Source organism: Sulfitobacter sp. L-8 (genome assembly GCF_056859255.1).
The window spans coordinates 1-19,282 of record NZ_JBSXOD010000013.1 but is presented as its reverse complement, the minus strand read 5'-3'; the positions used below and the strand labels follow the sequence as shown (position 1 = coordinate 19,282).

The 19,282-nt window shown below is 57.2% G+C and carries 16 protein-coding genes; 9 read left to right on the top strand and 7 right to left on the bottom strand.

Translation table 11 applies throughout. The annotated features are described in order from the left end of the window. Window positions 1-153: 153 nt before the first annotated feature. The 8 genes from AC13DE_RS00600 to tviB all read left to right on the top strand — a co-directional run bounded on the left by AC13DE_RS00600 (window position 154) and on the right by tviB (window position 9,397). Window positions 154-1,797, top strand: coding sequence for a transposase (locus tag AC13DE_RS00600; protein ID WP_483046687.1), 1,644 nt, complete (start codon window positions 154-156; stop codon window positions 1,795-1,797). Further along, window positions 1,790-2,668 carry a TniB family NTP-binding protein gene (locus tag AC13DE_RS00595; protein ID WP_483046686.1) on the top strand — a complete coding sequence of 293 codons (879 nt, stop codon included), beginning with the start codon at window positions 1,790-1,792 and terminating at the stop codon, window positions 2,666-2,668. Before AC13DE_RS00600 ends, AC13DE_RS00595 begins: the two co-directional genes overlap by 8 nt. 71 nt (window positions 2,669-2,739) lie before the next feature. Then, window positions 2,740-3,684 carry a TniQ family protein gene (locus tag AC13DE_RS00590; protein WP_446315845.1) on the top strand — a complete coding sequence of 315 codons (945 nt, stop codon included), beginning with the start codon at window positions 2,740-2,742 and terminating at the stop codon, window positions 3,682-3,684. A gap of 208 nt (window positions 3,685-3,892) precedes the next feature. Then, window positions 3,893-4,777 (top strand): DUF1403 family protein, encoded by an 885-nt coding sequence (locus AC13DE_RS00585; RefSeq protein WP_483046685.1) that lies wholly within the window; start codon window positions 3,893-3,895, stop codon window positions 4,775-4,777. A 3-nt stretch (window positions 4,778-4,780) separates the two neighbouring features. Next, window positions 4,781-5,377: an SMC-Scp complex subunit ScpB gene (gene scpB / locus AC13DE_RS00580; protein ID WP_483046684.1), complete on the top strand. Its 597-nt coding sequence runs from the start codon at window positions 4,781-4,783 to the stop codon at window positions 5,375-5,377. 187 nt (window positions 5,378-5,564) lie between these two features. Next, on the top strand, window positions 5,565-6,605 hold the full coding sequence (locus AC13DE_RS00575; RefSeq protein WP_483046683.1) for a nucleotidyltransferase family protein: 1,041 nt from the start codon (window positions 5,565-5,567) through the stop codon (window positions 6,603-6,605). A 488-nt stretch (window positions 6,606-7,093) separates the two neighbouring features. Further along, on the top strand, window positions 7,094-8,104 hold the full coding sequence (locus AC13DE_RS00570) for a GDP-mannose 4,6-dehydratase (protein WP_483046682.1): 1,011 nt from the start codon (window positions 7,094-7,096) through the stop codon (window positions 8,102-8,104). Window positions 8,105-8,125: 21 nt separating this feature from the next. Further along, window positions 8,126-9,397: a Vi polysaccharide biosynthesis UDP-N-acetylglucosamine C-6 dehydrogenase TviB gene (tviB, locus tag AC13DE_RS00565; RefSeq protein WP_483046681.1), complete on the top strand. Its 1,272-nt coding sequence runs from the start codon at window positions 8,126-8,128 to the stop codon at window positions 9,395-9,397. A 3-nt stretch (window positions 9,398-9,400) separates the two neighbouring features. Here the strand turns inward: tviB and repC are convergent, their stop codons facing one another. The 3 genes from repC to repA form a co-directional block, all read right to left on the bottom strand. Further along, complete coding sequence (gene repC, locus AC13DE_RS00560; protein WP_483046680.1) at window positions 9,401-10,603, bottom strand: plasmid replication protein RepC; 1,203 nt, start codon at window positions 10,601-10,603, stop codon at window positions 9,401-9,403. 178 nt (window positions 10,604-10,781) lie between these two features. Then, window positions 10,782-11,801 (bottom strand): plasmid partitioning protein RepB, encoded by a 1,020-nt coding sequence (gene repB, locus AC13DE_RS00555; RefSeq protein WP_483046679.1) that lies wholly within the window; start codon window positions 11,799-11,801, stop codon window positions 10,782-10,784. Next, window positions 11,798-12,985, bottom strand: a complete 1,188-nt coding sequence (repA, locus tag AC13DE_RS00550; protein ID WP_483046678.1) for a plasmid partitioning protein RepA — start codon at window positions 12,983-12,985, stop codon at window positions 11,798-11,800. The genes repB and repA overlap by 4 nt, the downstream gene beginning before the upstream one ends. Window positions 12,986-13,423: 438 nt before the next feature. On the opposite strand from repA, the gene AC13DE_RS00545 reads away from it, so the two are divergent. Further along, the gene (locus tag AC13DE_RS00545) at window positions 13,424-15,304 is read left to right on the top strand and encodes a polysaccharide biosynthesis protein (protein WP_483046677.1); all 1,881 of its coding nucleotides are present in this window, start codon (window positions 13,424-13,426) and stop codon (window positions 15,302-15,304) included. A 75-nt stretch (window positions 15,305-15,379) separates the two neighbouring features. On the opposite strand, the gene AC13DE_RS00540 is transcribed toward AC13DE_RS00545, so the two are convergent. From AC13DE_RS00540 to AC13DE_RS00525, 4 genes are read right to left on the bottom strand one after another with little or no spacing between them, the layout of a single operon-like run. Next, window positions 15,380-16,504, bottom strand: coding sequence for a DegT/DnrJ/EryC1/StrS family aminotransferase (locus tag AC13DE_RS00540; RefSeq protein ID WP_483046676.1), 1,125 nt, complete (start codon window positions 16,502-16,504; stop codon window positions 15,380-15,382). 3 nt (window positions 16,505-16,507) lie between these two features. Continuing rightward, entirely contained in the window at window positions 16,508-17,125 is a 618-nt protein-coding gene (locus AC13DE_RS00535; RefSeq protein ID WP_483046675.1) for an acetyltransferase, read from the bottom strand. A gap of 5 nt (window positions 17,126-17,130) precedes the next feature. Then, complete coding sequence (locus AC13DE_RS00530) at window positions 17,131-17,715, bottom strand: sugar transferase (protein ID WP_483046688.1); 585 nt, start codon at window positions 17,713-17,715, stop codon at window positions 17,131-17,133. 33 nt (window positions 17,716-17,748) lie between these two features. After that, the gene (locus AC13DE_RS00525; RefSeq protein ID WP_483046674.1) at window positions 17,749-18,999 is read right to left on the bottom strand and encodes a glycosyltransferase family 4 protein; all 1,251 of its coding nucleotides are present in this window, start codon (window positions 18,997-18,999) and stop codon (window positions 17,749-17,751) included. Between the last annotated feature and the right edge of the window lie 283 nt (window positions 19,000-19,282).

Genomic DNA, 19,282 nt, shown 5'->3' with positions numbered 1-19,282 from the left:
TGTCGTTGTGCCGAGGTTTTTGAGACTGGGTGCCATGTGTTTTCAATGGTTTGTGGTTTTTTCATTTTGAGATTGAGTCGGGGTAATTGATACTGTAGAGGAAAAGGAGTCGATATTTATGAGACTATCCCGCAGCCGCGCATTGATCAAGATATGTCCGATAATTTCCCAGCTGACAAGGATTGGAATGCGGCGGAGCACCGTGCCAAGGTGCTTGCAGACTTGCCAGAGCAACTGACCCAGGATGATGTTGAAGAGGCTATTCGCCAGCTCGATGTCAGCCGCGCGACGCTCTTTCGCTGGTTGAAGAAATTCCGTGAGGATGGTCGCACGTCGGCTTTGTTACCCAGTCCGCGTGGGCCGAGGCGCGGCATGCAGCCGCTTGACCCTGATGTGGAAGCCATCGTCTCTCGTCTGTTCAAAGACCTTTACGCCACCCGCCGCAAACCTACAAAAACGCGGTTTTGGGGCGAGGTCGCTGCCGATTGCAAAGATCTAGGGCTGGCCCCACCCTCCATCCGGCGTCTGGGACGTTGGCTGGAGCGACACGACCAAGCGAAGCTGATGGCCAAGAGGGAGGGCAAGGATAAAGCCGAACGCCGTCACCTGGCTACACCCGGCACCCTCACAGCGGAGCATCCCCTGAATATCGTTCAGATCGATCATACCAAGGCTGATGTCACCGTGGTCGATCCCGTGACCCGCCGTCCGTTAGGCAGGCCCACCCTGACAGTTGCGATCGATGTGCATACCCGCATGGTTCTGGGGTTTCACCTGTCGTTGGAACCGCCGTCGCTTTTGGCTGTGGCGCTTTGTCTGACCCATGCGGTGATGGACAAATCGCATTGGCTTGCGGCGCGCGGGATTGGCACGGAGTGGCCCGCGCGAGGCATTCCCAAAATGATTCATGTGGACAATGGCGCGGAATTCCATGCCCACGCCTTCAAGATCGCCTGTTCCGAGTATCAGATTGATCTGCAGCATCGCCCGCCCGGCACGCCACGCTATGGCGGCCACATTGAGCGGCTCATTGGTACGATGATGGGGGCTGTGCATTTGCTGCCGGGCTCGCATTTTTCGAACATCTTTGAGCGCGGTGATCTTGATGCCGAAGCCGAGGCAGTGATGACGCTTAGGGAGCTGGAGGTCTGGCTGGCGCTGGAAATCACCGGCTCCTATCACGTGCGCGCACACCGGGCGCTCGACACAACCCCGATCGCGGTATGGGCGGCTGGGGTCGATGAGGCTGCGCTGCGCATGCCCGCCGATCCAAGGCAGTTTCTGGTCGATTTCCTGCCGTCTGAACAACGCGTGCTGCAGCGCGACGGGCTGCATCTCTTCCATATCCGCTACTGGTCGGACGAGTTGCGCTGGTTGATGGGCCGCGAAAGCCGCAAATATATACTCAAATACGACCCTCGCGACCTCTCGCGGATCTTCGTGCTGACGGAGGATGGGATCATCGAGGCCCGGCCTGCCGATCTGACACGGCCAGCGATTACGCTCTGGGAACATCGGGCGGCGCGAAGGGCTTTGCGCGAAGCCGGACGTCGGGCGGTGGATGAAGAGCTGATCTTCTCAACCATTTTGGCCCAGCGTGACCTCGTGGACAGCGCTGAGCGGCAGACCAAGGCGATGCGACGCCATCAGGCGCGGCGTTCACATCTGGAACAGGCTCCGATGATTGATGTGACGCCGGTTTCAGAAGCACCAGAAGCCCTGGCCGCACCGGAAAAGAAAGGCAATGCGCTACTGGATCATCCAGGTTTCGCTGTCGAGGAGTGGTATGATGACTGAGTTTCCCCATCTTTATCCTGCGGCCCGCCAACTGGCTGCACTCAGTTCCGAAGAGCGTATTCACCGCATCCGCGCCGATCGTTGGATATCCTATCCACGGGCAGAAGCGGCTCTGGTGAAACTCGAAACGCTGATGTCGTTCCCTGAACGGGCCCGCATGCCGAACCTGCTCATTGTCGGTGAGAGCGGCATGGGCAAGACCATGATCATCGAAAAGTTCACCCGCGATCACCCAGCCAGCTTTGATGAGACCACCGGGCGGCTGCATATGCCGGTCGTTGCGGTGCAGATGGTGTCCGGACCGGACGAGAGCCGTTTCTACCGCCGGATTCTGGCGGCGATCGGTGCTCCTGAGCCGCCACGCGCGACGCTCGCTGTGCTCGAAAGCCTAGCCCTGCGGCTTCTGTCTGAACTGCGCCCCGGCATGCTGGTGATCGATGAAATCCATAGCCTGCAGGCGGGCACGATCCGCGAGCAGGCGCGGTTTCTGAACATGCTGCGCTTTCTGGGCAACGAGTTACGCGTGCCACTGGTCTGCGTCGGCACTGCGCAGGCGCGCAACGCGCTGCGCACCGACAATCAACTTGTCCGCCGCTTTGAGGCTTTCGCTTTGCCGCCTTGGCGGGACGGGGAGGATGTCATCGGGTTGATCAGTACGCTTCAACGGACCTTGCCGCTGCGGCGCGAAAGCCAAATCGATGAGAGGATGCTTGCGCGCATTCTGAGTGTCACCGGCGGCATCACCTCTGGCATCTTCTCGGTGATGTCACAACTGGCGATCGCTGCTATTGAAAGTGGTGAGGAACGGATTGTACCGGGCGATGTTTCCAGCGCCGGCAGGTTGCAGGCGGTGTTGGGTGAACCTGTGTGACGAGGCAGGGCCGCCTGCCGGTTGTCTTCCCACCTGAAATCGACGAGCGGCTTTCGTCGTGGTTCCTAAGAATGGCGACATTCTATGCGTTGACAGTGCCGGAGTTTGTCGCCGAGCTTGGCTTGTCCGGTCGCGACATGTACGATTTGGAATGGCGTCTTTCGGCAGGGGAGGGGGCTTTGATTGCGGCCAGAACCGGGCTTTCGGCCGAGACTGCGCAAGCCATGACATTCCGGGATATGGTGCCTGCGGCGCGCATGATGATTGCGCGGAAGAACCAGCATCACTGCCCACTCTGTCCGAGCGATGTGCACCGGAAGTCGACGGCGTTGCCCTGGAGGTTTCGCTGTCCGATCCATGGCGCGGAACTGCACGATGCCACCGGCGCAACTCTGTCCAACATGCTGGGTGCGGGTCGCTTTACCGAACTCAAAACGTGCGCCGACGTAGGTGCCGCTGTTTTGGATGCTTGGGCACGAGGAGAAGAGCAGAGGGCTTTGGGTCCAGATGAAATGCTCGCATTTCTGACGGCGCGGCATCGCCGGGCGTCGCCACCAAATGTCTCGGAGCAACCGCGCATGTCATTGGGGGCACGGCGTGACTACTACGAATTCTTGACCACGCCGATCATCCGGCAGGCGCTGACGGTCATTGTCCCGGAATACGACCGAGTGGCCCTGGTTCTGACCAAACCGGTGCGCGCCGGCTTGCACAGCCTGGCACAGGGCACGCTTTTGCAGGCTTTCGCGTTGACGGTAGGCATCGGTCGGATCGTCGAGGATCCAGTCAACCGAGCGATCGACGTGCTGCTCGCATGCGATGTGGATGGGCAGGGCCGGGTGCAGGATGTGCTTAGGTCATGGCCTCTCTCGCTGCGACGACAAATCTCTGCCCGGTTCTGGCGGGCTCAGCGCGACGAGAGAGAGCGTGAGATCGCCGAGAAGACCACGCGGCGGCGGCAGTCTCACAAACTCCGGGCCGCCCAGTCTCATAAATACCGGTACAGAATCTCATGAACCCCAGTCGGTTATTCAGGGAAGTGCTTGAATCTCATGAATTCCGGCTTTCCGACAAGTGAATCCAGTGATGAAATTAAATTGATTTTCAGCATATCTTTTTACGTCCGATAATGCAAACTTATTGGACATGAATAGGATCAGCAAGCCGAGGCGGTTAGTGCGCTATTTTCTGGAAGAAAGCGCCGTGATGATATAGGCTTCAGACATGACATCTGTCCAACTGGATCACTCCATCGACTTTGCCAGGCTAAGCCGGATGCCCGCTTGGGTAACCTCCTCGCGTGCCGAAACCCTTGAAGATGTTGCGTTTTTGTCGGGCGCGGCGCTGAACCACCTGCATGTTGTGGTGGCGCACGACGAGGTGCCCCAATCCTTGTTGCGGGATCGGCTGGCGCTGCGCGCTGCCGAGGCCTGTGTCGCGTTTTCTGGCCGACCCGAGCGGGCTGGGGAGTTGCGCGATGCAGTCCATCTCTTGCGGCCCGCCGATTTGCCGGGACCCGCGGGAGAAACCTGTCTGGCCTGGCGGCGCGCGGTGGAGCGACCGGTGTTGATCAAGGATTTGGGCCGAGCCTTGCCGACGTTCGAGACGAGCCAGATCGCTGCGTGGCTTGATGCGGGACAAGGGGCACCGGTGACCCGTGCCGCGATGGTGCTGGAGGCGGTGCTAAAAGACGCGCCACGTACCGAAGTGTTGGCGCTTGTCTTGGCGGACGCGGCGCTCGCTCAGGCACTTGGCTGGGATCATCTTGTGCCACTGCTGGCTGCGGGGCTGAAACGCGCAGACCTGCGCAAGCGAGGCGACGACCTTCGTCTGGCTTGTCATCGGGCGCTTGTCTCATCGTCGATTGAGGCCGTGCGTCTGGCCGCTGACCTCGCGCGCCGGGCCGCGCATCTGAAAGCCGTCGCGCCCAAGCTGCGGGCCAAGGGGGCGAAGGATGCAGTTGAGATGTTCCTGACCCGCGATGCGGTGGCACCTGGCGCGCTGCCCCTGCCCGACCGTGCCGCGCGCAGGCTGTGCGATCGATTGGTCGATTTGGGCGCTGTGCGCGAGTTGACCGGGCGCAGCACGTTTCGCCTCTACGGAGTGTGAGTGATGGCCAAGAACCGCCCCCTACCCGCGCTTGACCGCGAATTGGCCGACCTACCGGCTGACCTTCGTTGGCGCGAATGGATGCGAAGGATTGAGTCGGTGCTTTTTGCCTCTGCCTCGCCTGTCCCGCGCGAGGATCTGGCGCGGGTGGTGGGACAGGGTGCGTCGGTAGATCTGTTGATCGAAGACCTTGCCGCCGACTTGGAAGGGCGGGCTTTCGAGATCGCGCAAGTTGCTGGTGGATGGATGTTCCGGACGCGACCCGCCTACGCCCCCGCGATCCGCGCGGCGGCCGATGTCGGGAATCAGATACAGGATCTGAATGAATTCGACATCGCGGTGCTGGCCGCGATCGCCTACCACCAGCCGATCACTCGCGAGGGGCTAAAGGACATATTTGGCAAGGAGATCAGCCGAGATCTGATCGGGCGACTGAACGCGCTTGACCTGATCGGGACCGGACCGCGGTCCCCACAACGCGGCGCACCCTATACCTTCGTCACCACAGATCAGTTCCTCGCGGCCTTCGGGATGGAGAGCCTGCGCGACCTTTCGGACGCGGAACAACTGTATGACGCCGGGCTGAAAGCACGCGCCTGAAGCCCACCGGAAATCCTCACAGTGCTTGCCGCCTTTAATGGAGCTGAGCGGTCATTTGGTCCCTCCCCCAACGGTCAGCCTGACGGAGATATTCGAGACTGTGTGTATCAAAAAATAGTTTGATGCGTACAGCAGCTATGTGTATCAATCTTATATTTGATACACACCAAAAGCACGTAGGCATCACATGGACCCAGTATCGCATTCCCGCGCGGCTCAGGCCGCTTATCAGGACTTGCTGCGCATGCACCTGGACGAGGCGGCATCGGAAATTGTGGGCAGCATCGAAGAGCGGCAGCGCAATGGGCGCACCTATCTCTATGACCGGTTCAGGATCGGGACTGAGATGAAAAGCCGCTATCTTGGGGAGGACAGCCCGGACTTGCGCGATTGCCTGGCGCGTGCGGCCGATCTCAAGGCGCAGGGACAGGAGCGAAAGAAACGCATGTCCCGTCTGGCGCGGGTTTTGAGGTCCGAAGGGATGATTGGAACCGACCGGGAAACTGGCTCGCTGCTTCTGGCCTTCGCACGTGCTAGCGTCTTCCGGCTGGGCGGGACGTTGATCGGAACCGGGGCCTACGGGCTTTATCAAGGGGAACTTGGGGTCCGTTTCGACTCCGATGAGCTTGCGCAGACGGGGGATATTGATTTCGCAAGCTTCGAGCGGCTCTCGGTGGCGCTTGGCGATCGGGTCGAGGAAGAACCCGGCGATATTCTCCGGCTGATGAAATTCGAGGCTGTCCCGGGGGTGTTTGACCGGCAAATCTGGAAATGGCGTCAAAGCGGGGGAGAGGCCATGGTTGAGTTCCTGACGCCGGCTTTCGGGGAGGAAGTCGTCAAGCCGCTGCCGGCACTGGGGGTGAGCGCACAGGCGCTGAAGTATCTTAATTTTCTGATTGGGGATCCGATACACGCGCTCGCACTCTATCGCTCCGGCGTCCTTGTACAGATCCCGCGCCCCGAGCGCTTTGCGATTCACAAGCTGATCGTGGCCAGCAGACGGCGGGGCGGCCCGGAGGAGGCAAAGGCGCGCAAGGACCGGGCACAGGCGGAGTTTCTCATTCGCATCCTTGCACAAGACCGGCCTGACGACCTTGCCGAAGCCTTGGAGCACGCGCTGGCGCAGGGCCCCCGATGGCGCAGCCGGATCGCGTCGAGCCTTGAGCGCATGCCGGCGACAAAGGATCTGTTAAGCGGGATGGGTGGAGCCTGGGCGATCGGAGCATGAAGGTTGGTAGTGCTATGGATTTTCCTATATGACGTTTCGCATCGAAGGCTTGCGCTATGGTCTACGTTGAGAGGTATTGATCCTTGGCGTCTCGGACAGCATTGCTCGCGGTCAAATTTTCTTCGCGCAGCACGCACAGTAGATACCTGTCGCTAACTTACGTAGATCGGTTGCACGAGGTCAAAATGGCTCTGATCTACGAGCATTATAAAAAGTTCACAGCTGTGAACTTTCTGTAAACAGGCGGGGCGTCCAGATCACAGAAGGTTTCAGATTCTACCTAGCAGCCTGCCCTACGCGCTTGCCTCCCAACCGAAAACACCCCCTTGCAGCATTCAAAAGGGTTTGCCCCACCCTCACCTCCTATGCCGCCGACCTCAGAGTTCACAGCTGTGAACTCTGCACCAAGTGCTAAACAACAGTCCCTTTTGTAGTGGCTTGTTCTAAACTACTCCAACACCCAAAGGCCCAAGTCAGGAACTCCTCCCATGAGAAAAGTCTTCATTACCGGCACCGCTGGTTTCATCGGTTTCCATCTCGCGCAGCTTCTGCTTGCGGAAGGGTTTCGCGTCCATGGCTTTGACGGGATGACCGATTACTATGACGTCACCCTGAAACAACGTCGACATCAGATGCTGCTGCAAAATCCCCATTTCTCGATGACAGAAGGAATGCTCGAGGACGATGCCCTGATTACCAAGGTCACCGAGGAGTTTGCCCCGGACGTGATCGTTCATCTCGCAGCGCAAGCGGGCGTTCGGTACTCGCTGGAGAACCCTCGCGCCTATCTCGACAGCAATATCATCGGCACCTTCAACGTGATGGAGGCGGCCCGCAGGCTGAAGGTCGAGCATCTGCTGATGGCCTCGACATCGTCGGTTTACGGGGCGAATGAAGAGATGCCGTTCATCGAAACGGAGAAGGCTGACACCGCCCTCACCTTCTATGCTGCGACGAAGAAAGCGAATGAGAGCATGGCGCATTCTTATGCGCATTTGTGGGATCTACCGACAACGATGTTTCGGTTCTTCACGGTTTATGGCCCCTACGGACGGCCTGATCTTGCCTTGTTCAAGTTCGTTGATGCGATCCTCGATGGGCGGCCGATTGATATTTACAACCACGGCGACATGTATCGCGACTTCACCTATGTGACCGACCTAGTTCGGGGCATCCAACTGTTGATCGCCACTCCGCCCGTCCGGCCCGAGAATCGCGAAGTGCCGGAAGGCGATAGCCTTTCACCCGTCGCTCCTTACCGGATCGTCAACATTGGAAACTCCGACAAGGTGCGCCTGCTCGATTTCATTGAAGCGATCGAAGACGAGCTTGGTCAGAAGGCGATCCGTAACTATATGCCGATGCAGATGGGTGATGTGCCTGCGACCTGGGCCAATGCGGAACTCCTGCAAAGCCTTACAGGCTATAAACCAAAGACGGATATCAAGGATGGCATTCGGGAGTTTGTCGCTTGGTTCCGGGACTATTACGACAAGTAGATTTAGAACAAGGAATTTGCGATGCCGACCCCGAATGATGCCCCCATCGCCGTGATCGGCTTGGGCTATGTTGGCCTGCCGCTGGCCGTGGAATTTGGCAAGCAGCGCAAGGTTGTGGGCTTTGACATCAACGCCGCGCGTATTGACGCGTTGCGCGCGGGCGAGGACAACACGCTCGAGGTTGATGCCGCGGAGCTGAGGGAGGCGAAGCACCTGTCCTTTACTGATGGTCTGAACGATCTGGCTGATTGTACCATTTTCATTGTGACGGTCCCCACGCCGATAGACGAGCACAAGCGCCCTGATCTGACCCCCTTGCTCAAAGCGTCTGAGACAATTGGTAAAGTTCTGAAACGCGGTGATATTGTGATCTACGAATCCACCGTCTATCCGGGGGCAACCGAAGAAGATTGCGTCCCGGTCCTTGAGAGGGCTTCAGGACTGCTGTTCAATCAGGATTTCTTCGCCGGATATTCGCCCGAACGGATCAACCCGGCGGATAAGACACATCGGTTGCCGAATATCGTCAAGGTCACGTCAGGATCGACCCCAGAGATCGCGGATAAGGTCGATGCGCTTTATGCGTCGATCATCACGGCGGGAACCCACAAGGCCCCTTCGATCCGTGTGGCTGAAGCCGCCAAGGTGATCGAGAATACGCAGCGGGACGTCAATATCGCTTTGGTGAATGAACTGGCATTGATCTTCAACAAACTTGGCATCGACACTCAAGATGTTCTCGACGCTGCGGGAACCAAGTGGAACTTCCTGCCGTTTCGGCCCGGTCTGGTGGGCGGTCACTGCATCGGCGTTGATCCTTACTATCTGACGCAAAAGGCGCAATCTGTCGGCTACCATCCTGAAGTCGTACTAGCCGGTCGCCGGATCAACGACGGCATGGGCTGCTATGTGGTTGGGCGCACTGTTCGCGAGATGATTTCACGCGATATCCCGGTGAAAGGGGCCCGTACGCTGGTGATGGGGCTGACCTTCAAGGAGAATTGCCCCGATCTGCGCAACACGCGTGTGATTGATATTATTCATGAGTTGCGGACCTATGGAATTGATGTCGATATCTATGATCCTTGGGTGGATAGCGCCGAAGCACAGCGGGAATACGGGTTGGAGATGACCCAGAAGCCTGAAACCAAAGGGTACGATTCCATCATTGTGGCCGTGGCGCATGAGGCGTTTCTGGATGACGATATCATCGAAAGCTATGCCAAGGAAAACGCCGTGGTATTTGATGTTAAGGGTATCATGCCGCGCACCGCGGGGGCCTTGCGGCTGTGAGGGTTAGCATCTGAGCACTCCTTCAGTGCCATCACAGAGTTCGGCCCAGGTTGTTGATTTTGCGCGGTTCAATGCACGGATCATGCCTGCGCTGGAGAAAACGCCGACTTCAGCTTTTTTTCCCAAGACGCGCAAATAGGCTGAGGGGCTTTTGATCATGGCGAAACGTTCCAGCATCGCTGCGAGAACCGTTGCTGCCTGGCACTGGCCCATTTGGGATTTCACGGCAGTCCATACCTTTGGCTCAATGCCCATCATGGGGCTTACAGTGTCTGCAAGCCTGATCAGATCGTTCCAGTTTCGAACGCCATCGCCAGAATAGGTCTGTATCTCTGCGCAATTGCTCAACACCTGCCGCAGGGGAGGTGGCTGGTGTTTGGTTGCTTCCAAGGATGTGGGTTCTTCCACAACCTCCATTTCTTTTTCATCAAAACATTCTTTATCTGAATTCTGATGGTGCTGCTCATATTCAGCGTTGCTGGTGCTCATTCCCTTTGCAAAAGGCGCGTTAATGTGGAGAACGGCCTCCTCCAAAGCGGTGTGGAGTTTGGCTTGAAGGTGGTCCAGGTCTTCCAGATTAAGCTTCCTGCGCAGGTCGCGGGCGGTCAGGCGAGCGAGGTCATCGAGACGGTCCCAAACGGGCAGGTTAGGGTCGATGCTGATGCCATAGTCGATATAGCCCGCGAGATCGCGGCGCATGAGGCTCACGGTGTCGCGCAGACGTTTGCGGCGGGCTTCGGTCGCTTCCACCTCAGTTGCGATCTTGGTGAATTCGGCGAAGCGGGCCGCAAGGGGCGTCAGGTCGAAACCGAAGGCGAGTTTCGGGCCAGCGCCGCGCCGGACGTAGCGTTTGCCGTTGGGGCTGTCGCGGCGCAGGATTACGCCCGTGTCGACAAGGCGCGCGATGTGGCGGCGCATGGTAGAGCAGGGCATGCCGTTGAGGCGTTCGCAAATCGTCTTGTTCGAAGGGTAGACGATAGCAAGACTGTCGCCGCCAATCTCGGTTTCAGGATGAAATCCGAGCAGGGTTTGCAGCACGGTCAGGTCGCGGTCGGACAAGCCGAAATGCTGGCGGGCGGTGGCTAGACGACGCAGGGCATCCCACTTGCTGATGGGCGCGATATCGGCGCGCATTGTGTCGGCGTGATTTTTCAGTTCGACAAGACTAATAGGTCGCCGGAACGACGATACGGGGGTGTATTCCATTTTAATGTACACGAAGACAAAAAATAGCGGTCCGCGAATCACTTAAGACTTGCGAATTTATGCTCCGACCACTAGCTTGAAGGTGCTAGAAACAAGTCAGGGTCTCGTGGAGCGTCGTCTTTGCGGGACCTTTTCTTTTAGTCTTTTGCGTGCCTCCTTTTCATTGTTGCTCTCTTCCTCAGTCTTCGCGGCGCTGAAGCCAGCGTGCGTGAAGTTCTTCGATCAGATCCTGGCTTTGCGCTTCGATCCAATCGGCAAATGGGCCCTTTTCCAGATCCAGCGAGACGCCTTTGGGCGAGCGCACAATCTTGCCCGCTGTCTTGCCATTCACAGTCAAATCCGCGCTCTGTTTGCGGTTCACGGCACGGGGAGTCTTTGCGGGCTTCGGCGAATTTTGCGGTACGTCTGTTGTGGCCATCACGGCATCGAATATCTGGACGGACAGTTCGTTTGGGTCAAACCGAACGCCTTCCACCACACATGCTACCGTGGCCTCGTTACGTATGGCTCCCGCAATCTTGATCAGCTGGTCGCGGTCCATATGGTGGGTTTCGATGGCCTTGCCTAACGCCTCCCACCTAGGTCGCCCGATGCCATGTGCCGCCCCGATAGTCCGGATCAAATCGCGGCCGATCTGCTCGGCGATAGTGATTGCCATCGAAATGGAGGATCTGGTTACGTTCAAGACTTCGGCTACCTGCATCTGGTTCCCAAAGCCACTCTGAACCAAGTCTTGTGCAAAGAGGGCGCGTTCAATGAAAGATAAATCGCGTCGGGCCGTGTTCTCCGAGATCTGGGCGCGGACGGCGGCATCTTCGTCGAGATTGGCAATCAGAGCGCGAACGGTCTTGACCCTGTATGAATCGCGGATCGCTTGCAGGCGGCGGTGGCCATAGACCAAAAGATAACGGTCGGGGACGCTGGGGTGACGCCGCACCAGAATAGGTACTGTCTGGCCATTTGCTTCGATTGAGTGGCGCAGATCGACCACATCATCAGGGTCAAGCCGGTCCGCGATCCGCCCATCTTCGATAGAGTCGGGGTCGAGTTCCCAGACCTGATGGGAGTCCACAGCATCGCGTGCCGACCGCAAAGCACGGTTCGTCGACATCATCGGTGTATCAGGGGTAGGGGTTGTGGATTGAGCCGGTGAGGCCAACCCGTCAAGCATCGACATACGTGTCTTTTTGGTCGTCATGATCTGCCCCATGTGTGTTGGATCAGGCTTGAGATTTCGTCATTCACCGCGTTAAGGCTTTCGACGGCACGGTCATAGGTCGTGCGGGTGAAGGCGCTGCGTTCAACCTCGTACAGGGTCTGTTTTGTGAGGCCGGCATCCGAGATTGCGGTGGATTTCAGCAAGGGTGCGTTCAGGACTTTGTCGCCATACATGGTACGCAGGAACGCCACGATGCGGTTTTGCGGTGCGTCTGCGGGCTCATAACGCGTCAGAAGATAGCGCATCCAGTCATGGCTCATATCGGCCCCGGATTCCGCGATCACATCCATCAGGTCGGCGGTCATGCGCAGGAATTGCGACATCGACATTACGTCGAGCATTTCGGGGTGGATCGTAACCAGCACGCCGGTGGCGGCGGACAGCGCCGACATCGTCAGAAATCCAAGCTGAGGCGGGCAGTCGATTACGACGACGTCATAATCCTGGTCCACCTGCATGAGAGCTTCTTTCACGCGGAAAAAGAACAGGCCGGCCTTGCCTTGAGACAGCGCGCGCGGGGTTTCGTGTTCAAACTCCATCAGCTCAAGATTGCCGGGAATCAGATCTAGATTAGGGATGTAGGTCTTGCGGATGACATCGGCGATCGGCACTGGTTCATCGTAGCGGATCGCATCGTAAAGCGTGCCACCATCGCGCAAATCAAACTCCGGCTGGACGCCATGAAGGGCTGTCAGCGAGGCCTGTGGGTCAAGGTCGATCGCCAGCACGCGGTATCCAGTGAGCGCAAGCCGTTGGGCAAGATGGGCAGAGGTGGTCGTCTTTCCGGAACCGCCCTTGAAGTTCATCACGCCAATAACCTGAAGATGGTCACCCTCACGGCGTACCGGCAGGTAGTCACCGGGCTTACGCGCTGTTTTCTCAAGCAAAACTCGCAGATCATGGATGTCCTGCACTGAATAATGTCGGCGATTGCCCGAGGTCAGTGCAGGGGAGGGGCCGCGTCCTTCAAGATGCAGTTTGCGCAGATAGCTGTCATTCACGCCAAGCAGGCCAGCCGCTTCGCCCGAGGTGAAGGTGCGCATCTGCTTCTGGGCATTCGGCGGGAACAGGTTCTCACGTTGGGAGTGCAGTTGCGAAGACAGCCATTCCGCATGTTGACGGATGACGGCATTCAGGTCTTCGATATCTTGCGGGTTGCTCATCTGCCCTCGATCCTCGTCCCGTGTTCACGGAACATGGCGTTAATCGCCTTCTTTCCGTGACTATTGCCGAAAGGTTAAGAGTCGCGCAAGGGTTTTGTTGGATCGGGAAGGTCAGAGGTCTCAGAGAATCGTTCTTGTAGGCCCGATATCATGAAACGGCACATTTCGGCGTGAATGCCCCTTCATCGTGGCAGCTTCCTGCCGGTTTGATGCGCAGAAACCTTTCTGCGCTGCAGCGTATTTTCTTTCACACTTCTGCTCTATATAGCGTGGGTGTGGAGAAGGAGTGCTAGATGCTGCCTGGCCTTTTTGATTTCGGGATTTGGCGCAGGCGGCGGCAGCTAACCGCCCAAAGAAAGAGTTTCTCCGAAAGGGCGCTGTTTGATCTACGGCCCTTATTCAATTAGATTATTTCGAACTAATATAAATGTGCGCATTATGAACATTCAAAGCATCCACGACCTTCCACGGTCGACCAAACGACTTATTTTCATGGCGGTGGACAGCCTTTTGGTGCCGCTCAGTCTCTATTGTGCCTTCGCGCTGCGGTATGGCACCGCAGCACCCCTGGATTTTATGTCCTCAAGCTGGGCGCTGTTCGGGGCGATGACGGTCTTTGGCATCGGCATCACCTGGGCCTTGGGGCTGCACCGCATCAAGCTTAACGCTTTTGACACCCATTCCATGTCCAATATCGGTGTTGCCGCTGTGCTGCTGGCGCTGAGCGCCATGGCGTTGAGCTATATGCTGGACCTGTCAGCGCCGCGATCCGTGCCGCTGCTGCTGGGGTTGTTCTTCTGTCTGTTCGCTGTTGCGGTGCGTCTCGTGGGTCTGTCGCTGATGCGCTGGCTGTCCGAGCGTGGGGGTGATCGCAAGCCAGTGGCGATTTATGGGGCAGGGGCTGCGGGCATCCAGCTTGCCGCGGCGCTGCGTCAGGCGCGCGAGGCCCGGCCGATGTTCTTTATCGACGATAACCCCAACCTGCACGGCCTGATGGTTGCGGGCCTGCCGGTGCATGGCTCCGGTAAACTGTCGAGGCTGATCCAGGCGCGCGGGATTGAGCAGATCCTGCTGGCCGTGCCCTCCATGGCAAAGGACCGTCGGGATGAACTGATCGGCAAGCTGAATGTGCATGGTGTCGAGGTGCAGGTGCTGCCGTCTTACGTCGATCTGATGTCGGGCAAGGGGCTGGTGCAAAGCCTGCGCACGGTGGCACCGGATCAGCTGCTCGGGCGTGACAAGGTCGACCTTGATATCCCCGAGATCGCAAAGGCCTATGCCGGGCGCGTGGTGATGGTGACCGGGGCAGGGGGGTCGATCGGATCCGAGCTCTGCCGCCAGTTGATGAACTGTCACCCGGCGCGGATCATTCTGTTCGAGCAGGGTGAGTTTCAGCTCTATACGATCGATCAAGAGCTTCAGGCAGAGGCCAAGGCGACGGGTATCCCGGTCGTTGCGCGGCTTGGGTCGGTGACCAACAAGGCGCGTGTCGCCGGTGTGATCGCGGAGGAGGGGGTCGAGATCATCCTCCACGCGGCGGCCTATAAACACGTGCCGCTGGTCGAAGAGAATGAGCTGGAAGGCGCGCGGAATAACGTGCTTGGCACGCAAGTCGTCGCCGAATGTGCGGCCGAGGCGAAGCTGGAGCGGTTCATCCTGGTCTCGACCGACAAGGCCGTGCGACCGACCAACATCATGGGTGCGACCAAGCGGATGGCTGAACTGGTCGTTCAGGACATGCAGACGCGCCACAGAACGACCAAGTTTGCGATGGTCCGGTTCGGGAACGTACTGGGATCGTCCGGGTCCGTTTTGCCCCTGTTCCAGAGGCAGATCGCACGTGGCGGACCTGTGACCGTGACCCACAAGGATGTGACGCGCTTCTTCATGACCATCCCCGAGGCGGCACGGCTGGTGCTTCTGGCCGGTGCCTATGCGAAAGGCAGCGATGTCTTCGTTCTCGACATGGGCGAGCCGCAGAAGATCATCGACATCGCGCATCGGATGATCACGCTGTCAGGGCGCAAGGTCAAAGATCCCAAGACCGGGATCGGCGACATCGAGGTCAAGGTGACCGGCTTGCGCCCCGGTGAGAAGCTGTACGAAGAGTTGCTGATCGACGACGACAGCCTGCTCCCGACGCCCCACGCCAAGATCCTGCGCGCGCAGGAGGGTATGCTGAGCCAGATCGAGGTCGCGTCGATGCTGCGCGAGTTGCAGGGGTCGATTTTGGACGCGGACAAGGTGCGGCTGCGCAGGCTGATTGCTGCGCGGGTCGAGGGGTATCATGTGCAGGAAGCGGGTAGCCTGGTAAGTTGAGAGTTTGCGTTGGCTCACTTAGAAGGATCGCAAGTCAGTCAATGCAAACGTCTTTGGAACAATTACGCAAGTGCTTTACGCCAACAGTTCCTTGATATGTCCAATCACTTCATATTGCTGTTCGTTACTCATATCGCTTCCTGACGGGAGGCAAAGACCATTGGCGAAGAGGGCCTCGTCGACACCGCTCCCGTGGTAATCTGAACCTGTGTAAAGCGGCTGCATGTGCATAGGCTTCCAAAGAGGCCGCGACTCGATCTCGTGTTCCAGCAGCATCAAACGAATGTCCTCACGCGTGCGGCCAGCTTCATTTGGATCAATGGTCAGCGCAGTGAGCCAGCGCGTTGAATACTGGCCTTCGGGTTCCGGCATGAACGAAATGCCAGGCCGCTCAATCGCTGATTTGTAGCGAGAGAATATCTCCCGGCGGCGTGCGACGCGGTCATCAAGAACCTCCATCTGGCCAAGGCCGATAGCCGCACAGATGTTGGATAGCCGGTAGTTGTAGCCGAAAGTCGAATGCTCATAATGCGGGGCAGGGTCGCGAGCTTGCGTGGCCAAGAATCGGGCTTCATCTGCCCAAGCTTTGTGCCGCGTGACCAGCATACCGCCGCCTGACGTGGTGATGATCTTGTTGCCGTTGAAGGACAAGATCGCGGCGTCTCCGCCACTGCCGGCCTTGCGACCGCCGGTATAGCTTGCACCAAGGCTTTCGGCGCTGTCGAGAATGAGACGAATGTCATACTGGGCGGCCAAAGCTTCCAAGGTATCAAGGGCTACAGATTGCCCGTAAAGATCGGTCGGCACAATCGCTTTGGGCAGACGGTTTTCCTTGGCAGCCTTGGCCAGCTCGTCGGCCAGAAGGTCGGTATCGATTGTCCAGCTTTCTGGTGAAAGGTCGAAAAAGCGAGGATTGGCACCGAGGTAGTTTACGGGAAAAATCCCACCGGCGAAGGTCATTGAGGAAATCCAGACCTCGTCGCCTCTCCCTACGCCTGCAATGCGCAAGGCCAGATGCAGAGCGGCAGAACCAGACGACAGGCCAACGCAATGGACGTCTGCGCAGAGGTATTCTGTGACTTTGGCCTCAAACGCGTCTAGTTGCGGACCGAGCGGTGCGACAAAATTCGAGGCGAATGCTTCTGCGACCCGCTGCTCTTCATGACCGGACATATGAGGGCGGGAGAGGAAAATGCGCATGGGTCAGTCCTTGATCATGGGTTTGGCTGGGTTGCCGACGACGGTTGTTCCGGGGGCTACATCTCGGGTAACGACAGCGCCCATGCCAACTGTGGCATAGGCACCGATCTGAACGCCTTGGCGAATGACAGCGCCAGAACCGATATAGGCGTGATCGCCAATAGTTACGTTGCCATTCACCTTGGCTGCAGGACCGAAGGTGACGAAATCACCAATGATGCAATCATGTTCGACATAAGAATAGAGATTTGCATGAAAACAGCGGCCAATGCGAATGTTCGAGGTAAGGGTCACAAAGGGCGATAGGCATGCGCCGTCCTTGATAACAACATCATCCATTTGCACAACGGAGGCAGCGCGGGCCTCGATAAGAGAAATTCCCGCAGCCTCACATTTTTTTGCAAGCGCTTCGCGGGTTTGCGAGGCGGCAATCGCAATGCTAACCGCCTTATCTTTGCTATGACGACCAGAAAATTCTGTCCAGTTGACGACCTCTTGGCCGTTCACATGCCTTGAGGGCTCACCATCGTCGATAAATACAAGTTCGGAGGCTGGGTGTTGCATACGCAAGAGGGGCATAATTCCCCTTCCGCACCCCGATGCACCATAGACGCCGATCAAATTGCTCAAGGTCTGTTTCCCTTGAATTTCGGCATTGTCGCTTCTCCTGCTGCTGAGATGCCATCCCGTTTCAAGACTTTGCGTATGGTCAGCCAGATAATCTTTAGATCCAGTCGGAAGTTGCGATTCTCGACATACCACACGTCTAGTTCGAATTTTTCATTCCAAGAAACTGAGTTGCGCCCGTTGATCTGTGCCCAGCCAGTGACACCTGGGCGAACCTCGTGGCGGCGAGCCTGCTCGGGAGAGTAGAGTGGCAAATACTCCATCAGAAGCGGGCGCGGACCGACGAGGCTCATGTCACCTTTGAGTACGTTCCAAAGTTCTGGCAGTTCATCGAGCGAGCTGGAGCGCAGGAAGCGGCCAAAATTCGTCAGGCGCTCTGAATCGGGAAGAGGGTAGCCGTTCTCGTTTAGCGCGTCTCTCATCGTTCGAAACTTGATCATCTGAAATCCCTGACCGTCTAGACCAGGACGAACTTGCCGGAAAGTTATTGGTCTACCCATTTGTCGCCATATCAGCAAGGATACGGCAATCAGAATTGGCGAAAAAAGTATCAAACCCACACTGCTTCCCAGTAAGTCAAGCATTCGTTTCATGAGATACCCTGTAGCAACCAAAAGTCACTTTTGCGCGCGAACGTGAGAAAAAATTTCTGCAAACTGCTTCATTCCTTTGTCCATTGAAAGCTCACGCATGTAATATTCACGACCGCTTTGTCCCATTCTGCATCTTTCTGACGAAGGCAAATCAGCTAGGGCCCTAACTGCATCGGCAAGGCTTTGGGGGTTTTCAGGGGTAGCGACGGCTCCCGCCTTTGCCGTTTCGATCAAGCTACTGGCCTCACCTTTTACAGCCATAAGGATGGGCTTGCCAGCATACATATAGGCCTGCGTCTTTGACGGAAGTGTAATTTGAAAAAGCGGATCTGCGCGCAGGTGGACTAGCAAAGCGTCCGCTGCTTCCAAATAAGCGCCTACTTTGTCGGGTTCGACGCGAGGAAGGAATATTACATTATTGAGGCTCAACTCAGCTGCCCTACTCTCAAGCTTTTCCCGGCTGATACCTCCGCCCATGAAGCAGAAACTCGCTAGCTTTACCTCTCCAGATTGTTGCAACAACGCGGCTGCATCTAGTACTGCGTCGAGCGCTTGTGCTGGGCCCATGTTGCCAGCGTAAAGAAGCTTTAGGCCAGGCATTGCCTCTAGCCTTTCCAAGCCATCGGGACGGGTCTTGGGCAGCGAATATTCGCTGGTCCAACCGATTACCGAGTGCATCTTGTCAGCGGGCACACCTTTACTCAGTAATGTTTCGCGAAACCCATTTGTATGCAGGATGATAAACTGAACTTTTCGATACATCCACGATGCGGCACGGTCGATCCAGCGCAATATTCTGGGGTTCGAGATCATTCCGGTTGCCGGTAGAGTCTCTGGCCACAAATCATGTACATCCACGATTACGGGGCAACGATGCACCACTCGAGAAGCCGCGGCCGCTAGGCCCACAGTCAGGGGCGGGTTATAAACATATACTAGGCTTGCCCCTCGGGCCGCAAAACATAGGTAAAAAAACGCGCTCACGAAAAAACTTAGATAATTGGCAATCCTCCCAAACTTACTGCTGCTGTGGCTAGGGTATATCGCAAGCCGCGTGATCTTCAGACCATTTTCAGTGCTGCGTTGCCATGGCCGGATACGATACCCTTCATAGACATTACCGCCAGGATAGTTAGGGAAGCCGGTAACAACTTCAACGTCATAGCCAAGTTCTTGGACAGCTTCAGCGAAAGCTTGTCCCTTATAAGCCGGTTCGGGGTCATAAAACTGGGTAAGAAAGATCAGACGTGGAAGATCTTGTGATGGAGTGGGCAACTTATATTCCAATTTTTTAGCACGCGGATTGATCTGAAAAACGAAGTTTGTTTTGCTGTGATTCCAGCAAGCGCTTTCGAAGACAAGGTCTTTCTGGGGCGATTCAAAAGCAAGACCAAAACCTGTACAGAGCTAACCTAAATTAGTCGACTCTGAACAACGTGATTCAGGCTGCAGCGGCTATGTATGAGCGGTGGTTTCCGACGGCCTTGCCCCTCGTTATTTGCATGGCGGTAAGGATTGCTGCGAGCAGATAGGCAAAAAGAGACCTCAGGTGGTTCAG

Coding starts and splice junctions, on each gene's coding strand:
- AC13DE_RS00600 (WP_483046687.1), top strand. CDS start 154: ATGTCCGATAATTTCCCAGCTGACAAGGATTGGAATGCGGCGGAGCAC.
- AC13DE_RS00595 (WP_483046686.1), top strand. CDS start 1,790: ATGACTGAGTTTCCCCATCTTTATCCTGCGGCCCGCCAACTGGCTGCA.
- AC13DE_RS00590 (WP_446315845.1), top strand. CDS start 2,740: ATGGCGACATTCTATGCGTTGACAGTGCCGGAGTTTGTCGCCGAGCTT.
- AC13DE_RS00585 (WP_483046685.1), top strand. CDS start 3,893: ATGACATCTGTCCAACTGGATCACTCCATCGACTTTGCCAGGCTAAGC.
- scpB (WP_483046684.1), top strand. CDS start 4,781: ATGGCCAAGAACCGCCCCCTACCCGCGCTTGACCGCGAATTGGCCGAC.
- AC13DE_RS00575 (WP_483046683.1), top strand. CDS start 5,565: ATGGACCCAGTATCGCATTCCCGCGCGGCTCAGGCCGCTTATCAGGAC.
- AC13DE_RS00570 (WP_483046682.1), top strand. CDS start 7,094: ATGAGAAAAGTCTTCATTACCGGCACCGCTGGTTTCATCGGTTTCCAT.
- tviB (WP_483046681.1), top strand. CDS start 8,126: ATGCCGACCCCGAATGATGCCCCCATCGCCGTGATCGGCTTGGGCTAT.
- repC (WP_483046680.1), bottom strand. CDS start 10,603: ATGGAATACACCCCCGTATCGTCGTTCCGGCGACCTATTAGTCTTGTC.
- repB (WP_483046679.1), bottom strand. CDS start 11,801: ATGACGACCAAAAAGACACGTATGTCGATGCTTGACGGGTTGGCCTCA.
- repA (WP_483046678.1), bottom strand. CDS start 12,985: ATGAGCAACCCGCAAGATATCGAAGACCTGAATGCCGTCATCCGTCAA.
- AC13DE_RS00545 (WP_483046677.1), top strand. CDS start 13,424: ATGAACATTCAAAGCATCCACGACCTTCCACGGTCGACCAAACGACTT.
- AC13DE_RS00540 (WP_483046676.1), bottom strand. CDS start 16,504: ATGCGCATTTTCCTCTCCCGCCCTCATATGTCCGGTCATGAAGAGCAG.
- AC13DE_RS00530 (WP_483046688.1), bottom strand. CDS start 17,715: ATGCTTGACTTACTGGGAAGCAGTGTGGGTTTGATACTTTTTTCGCCA.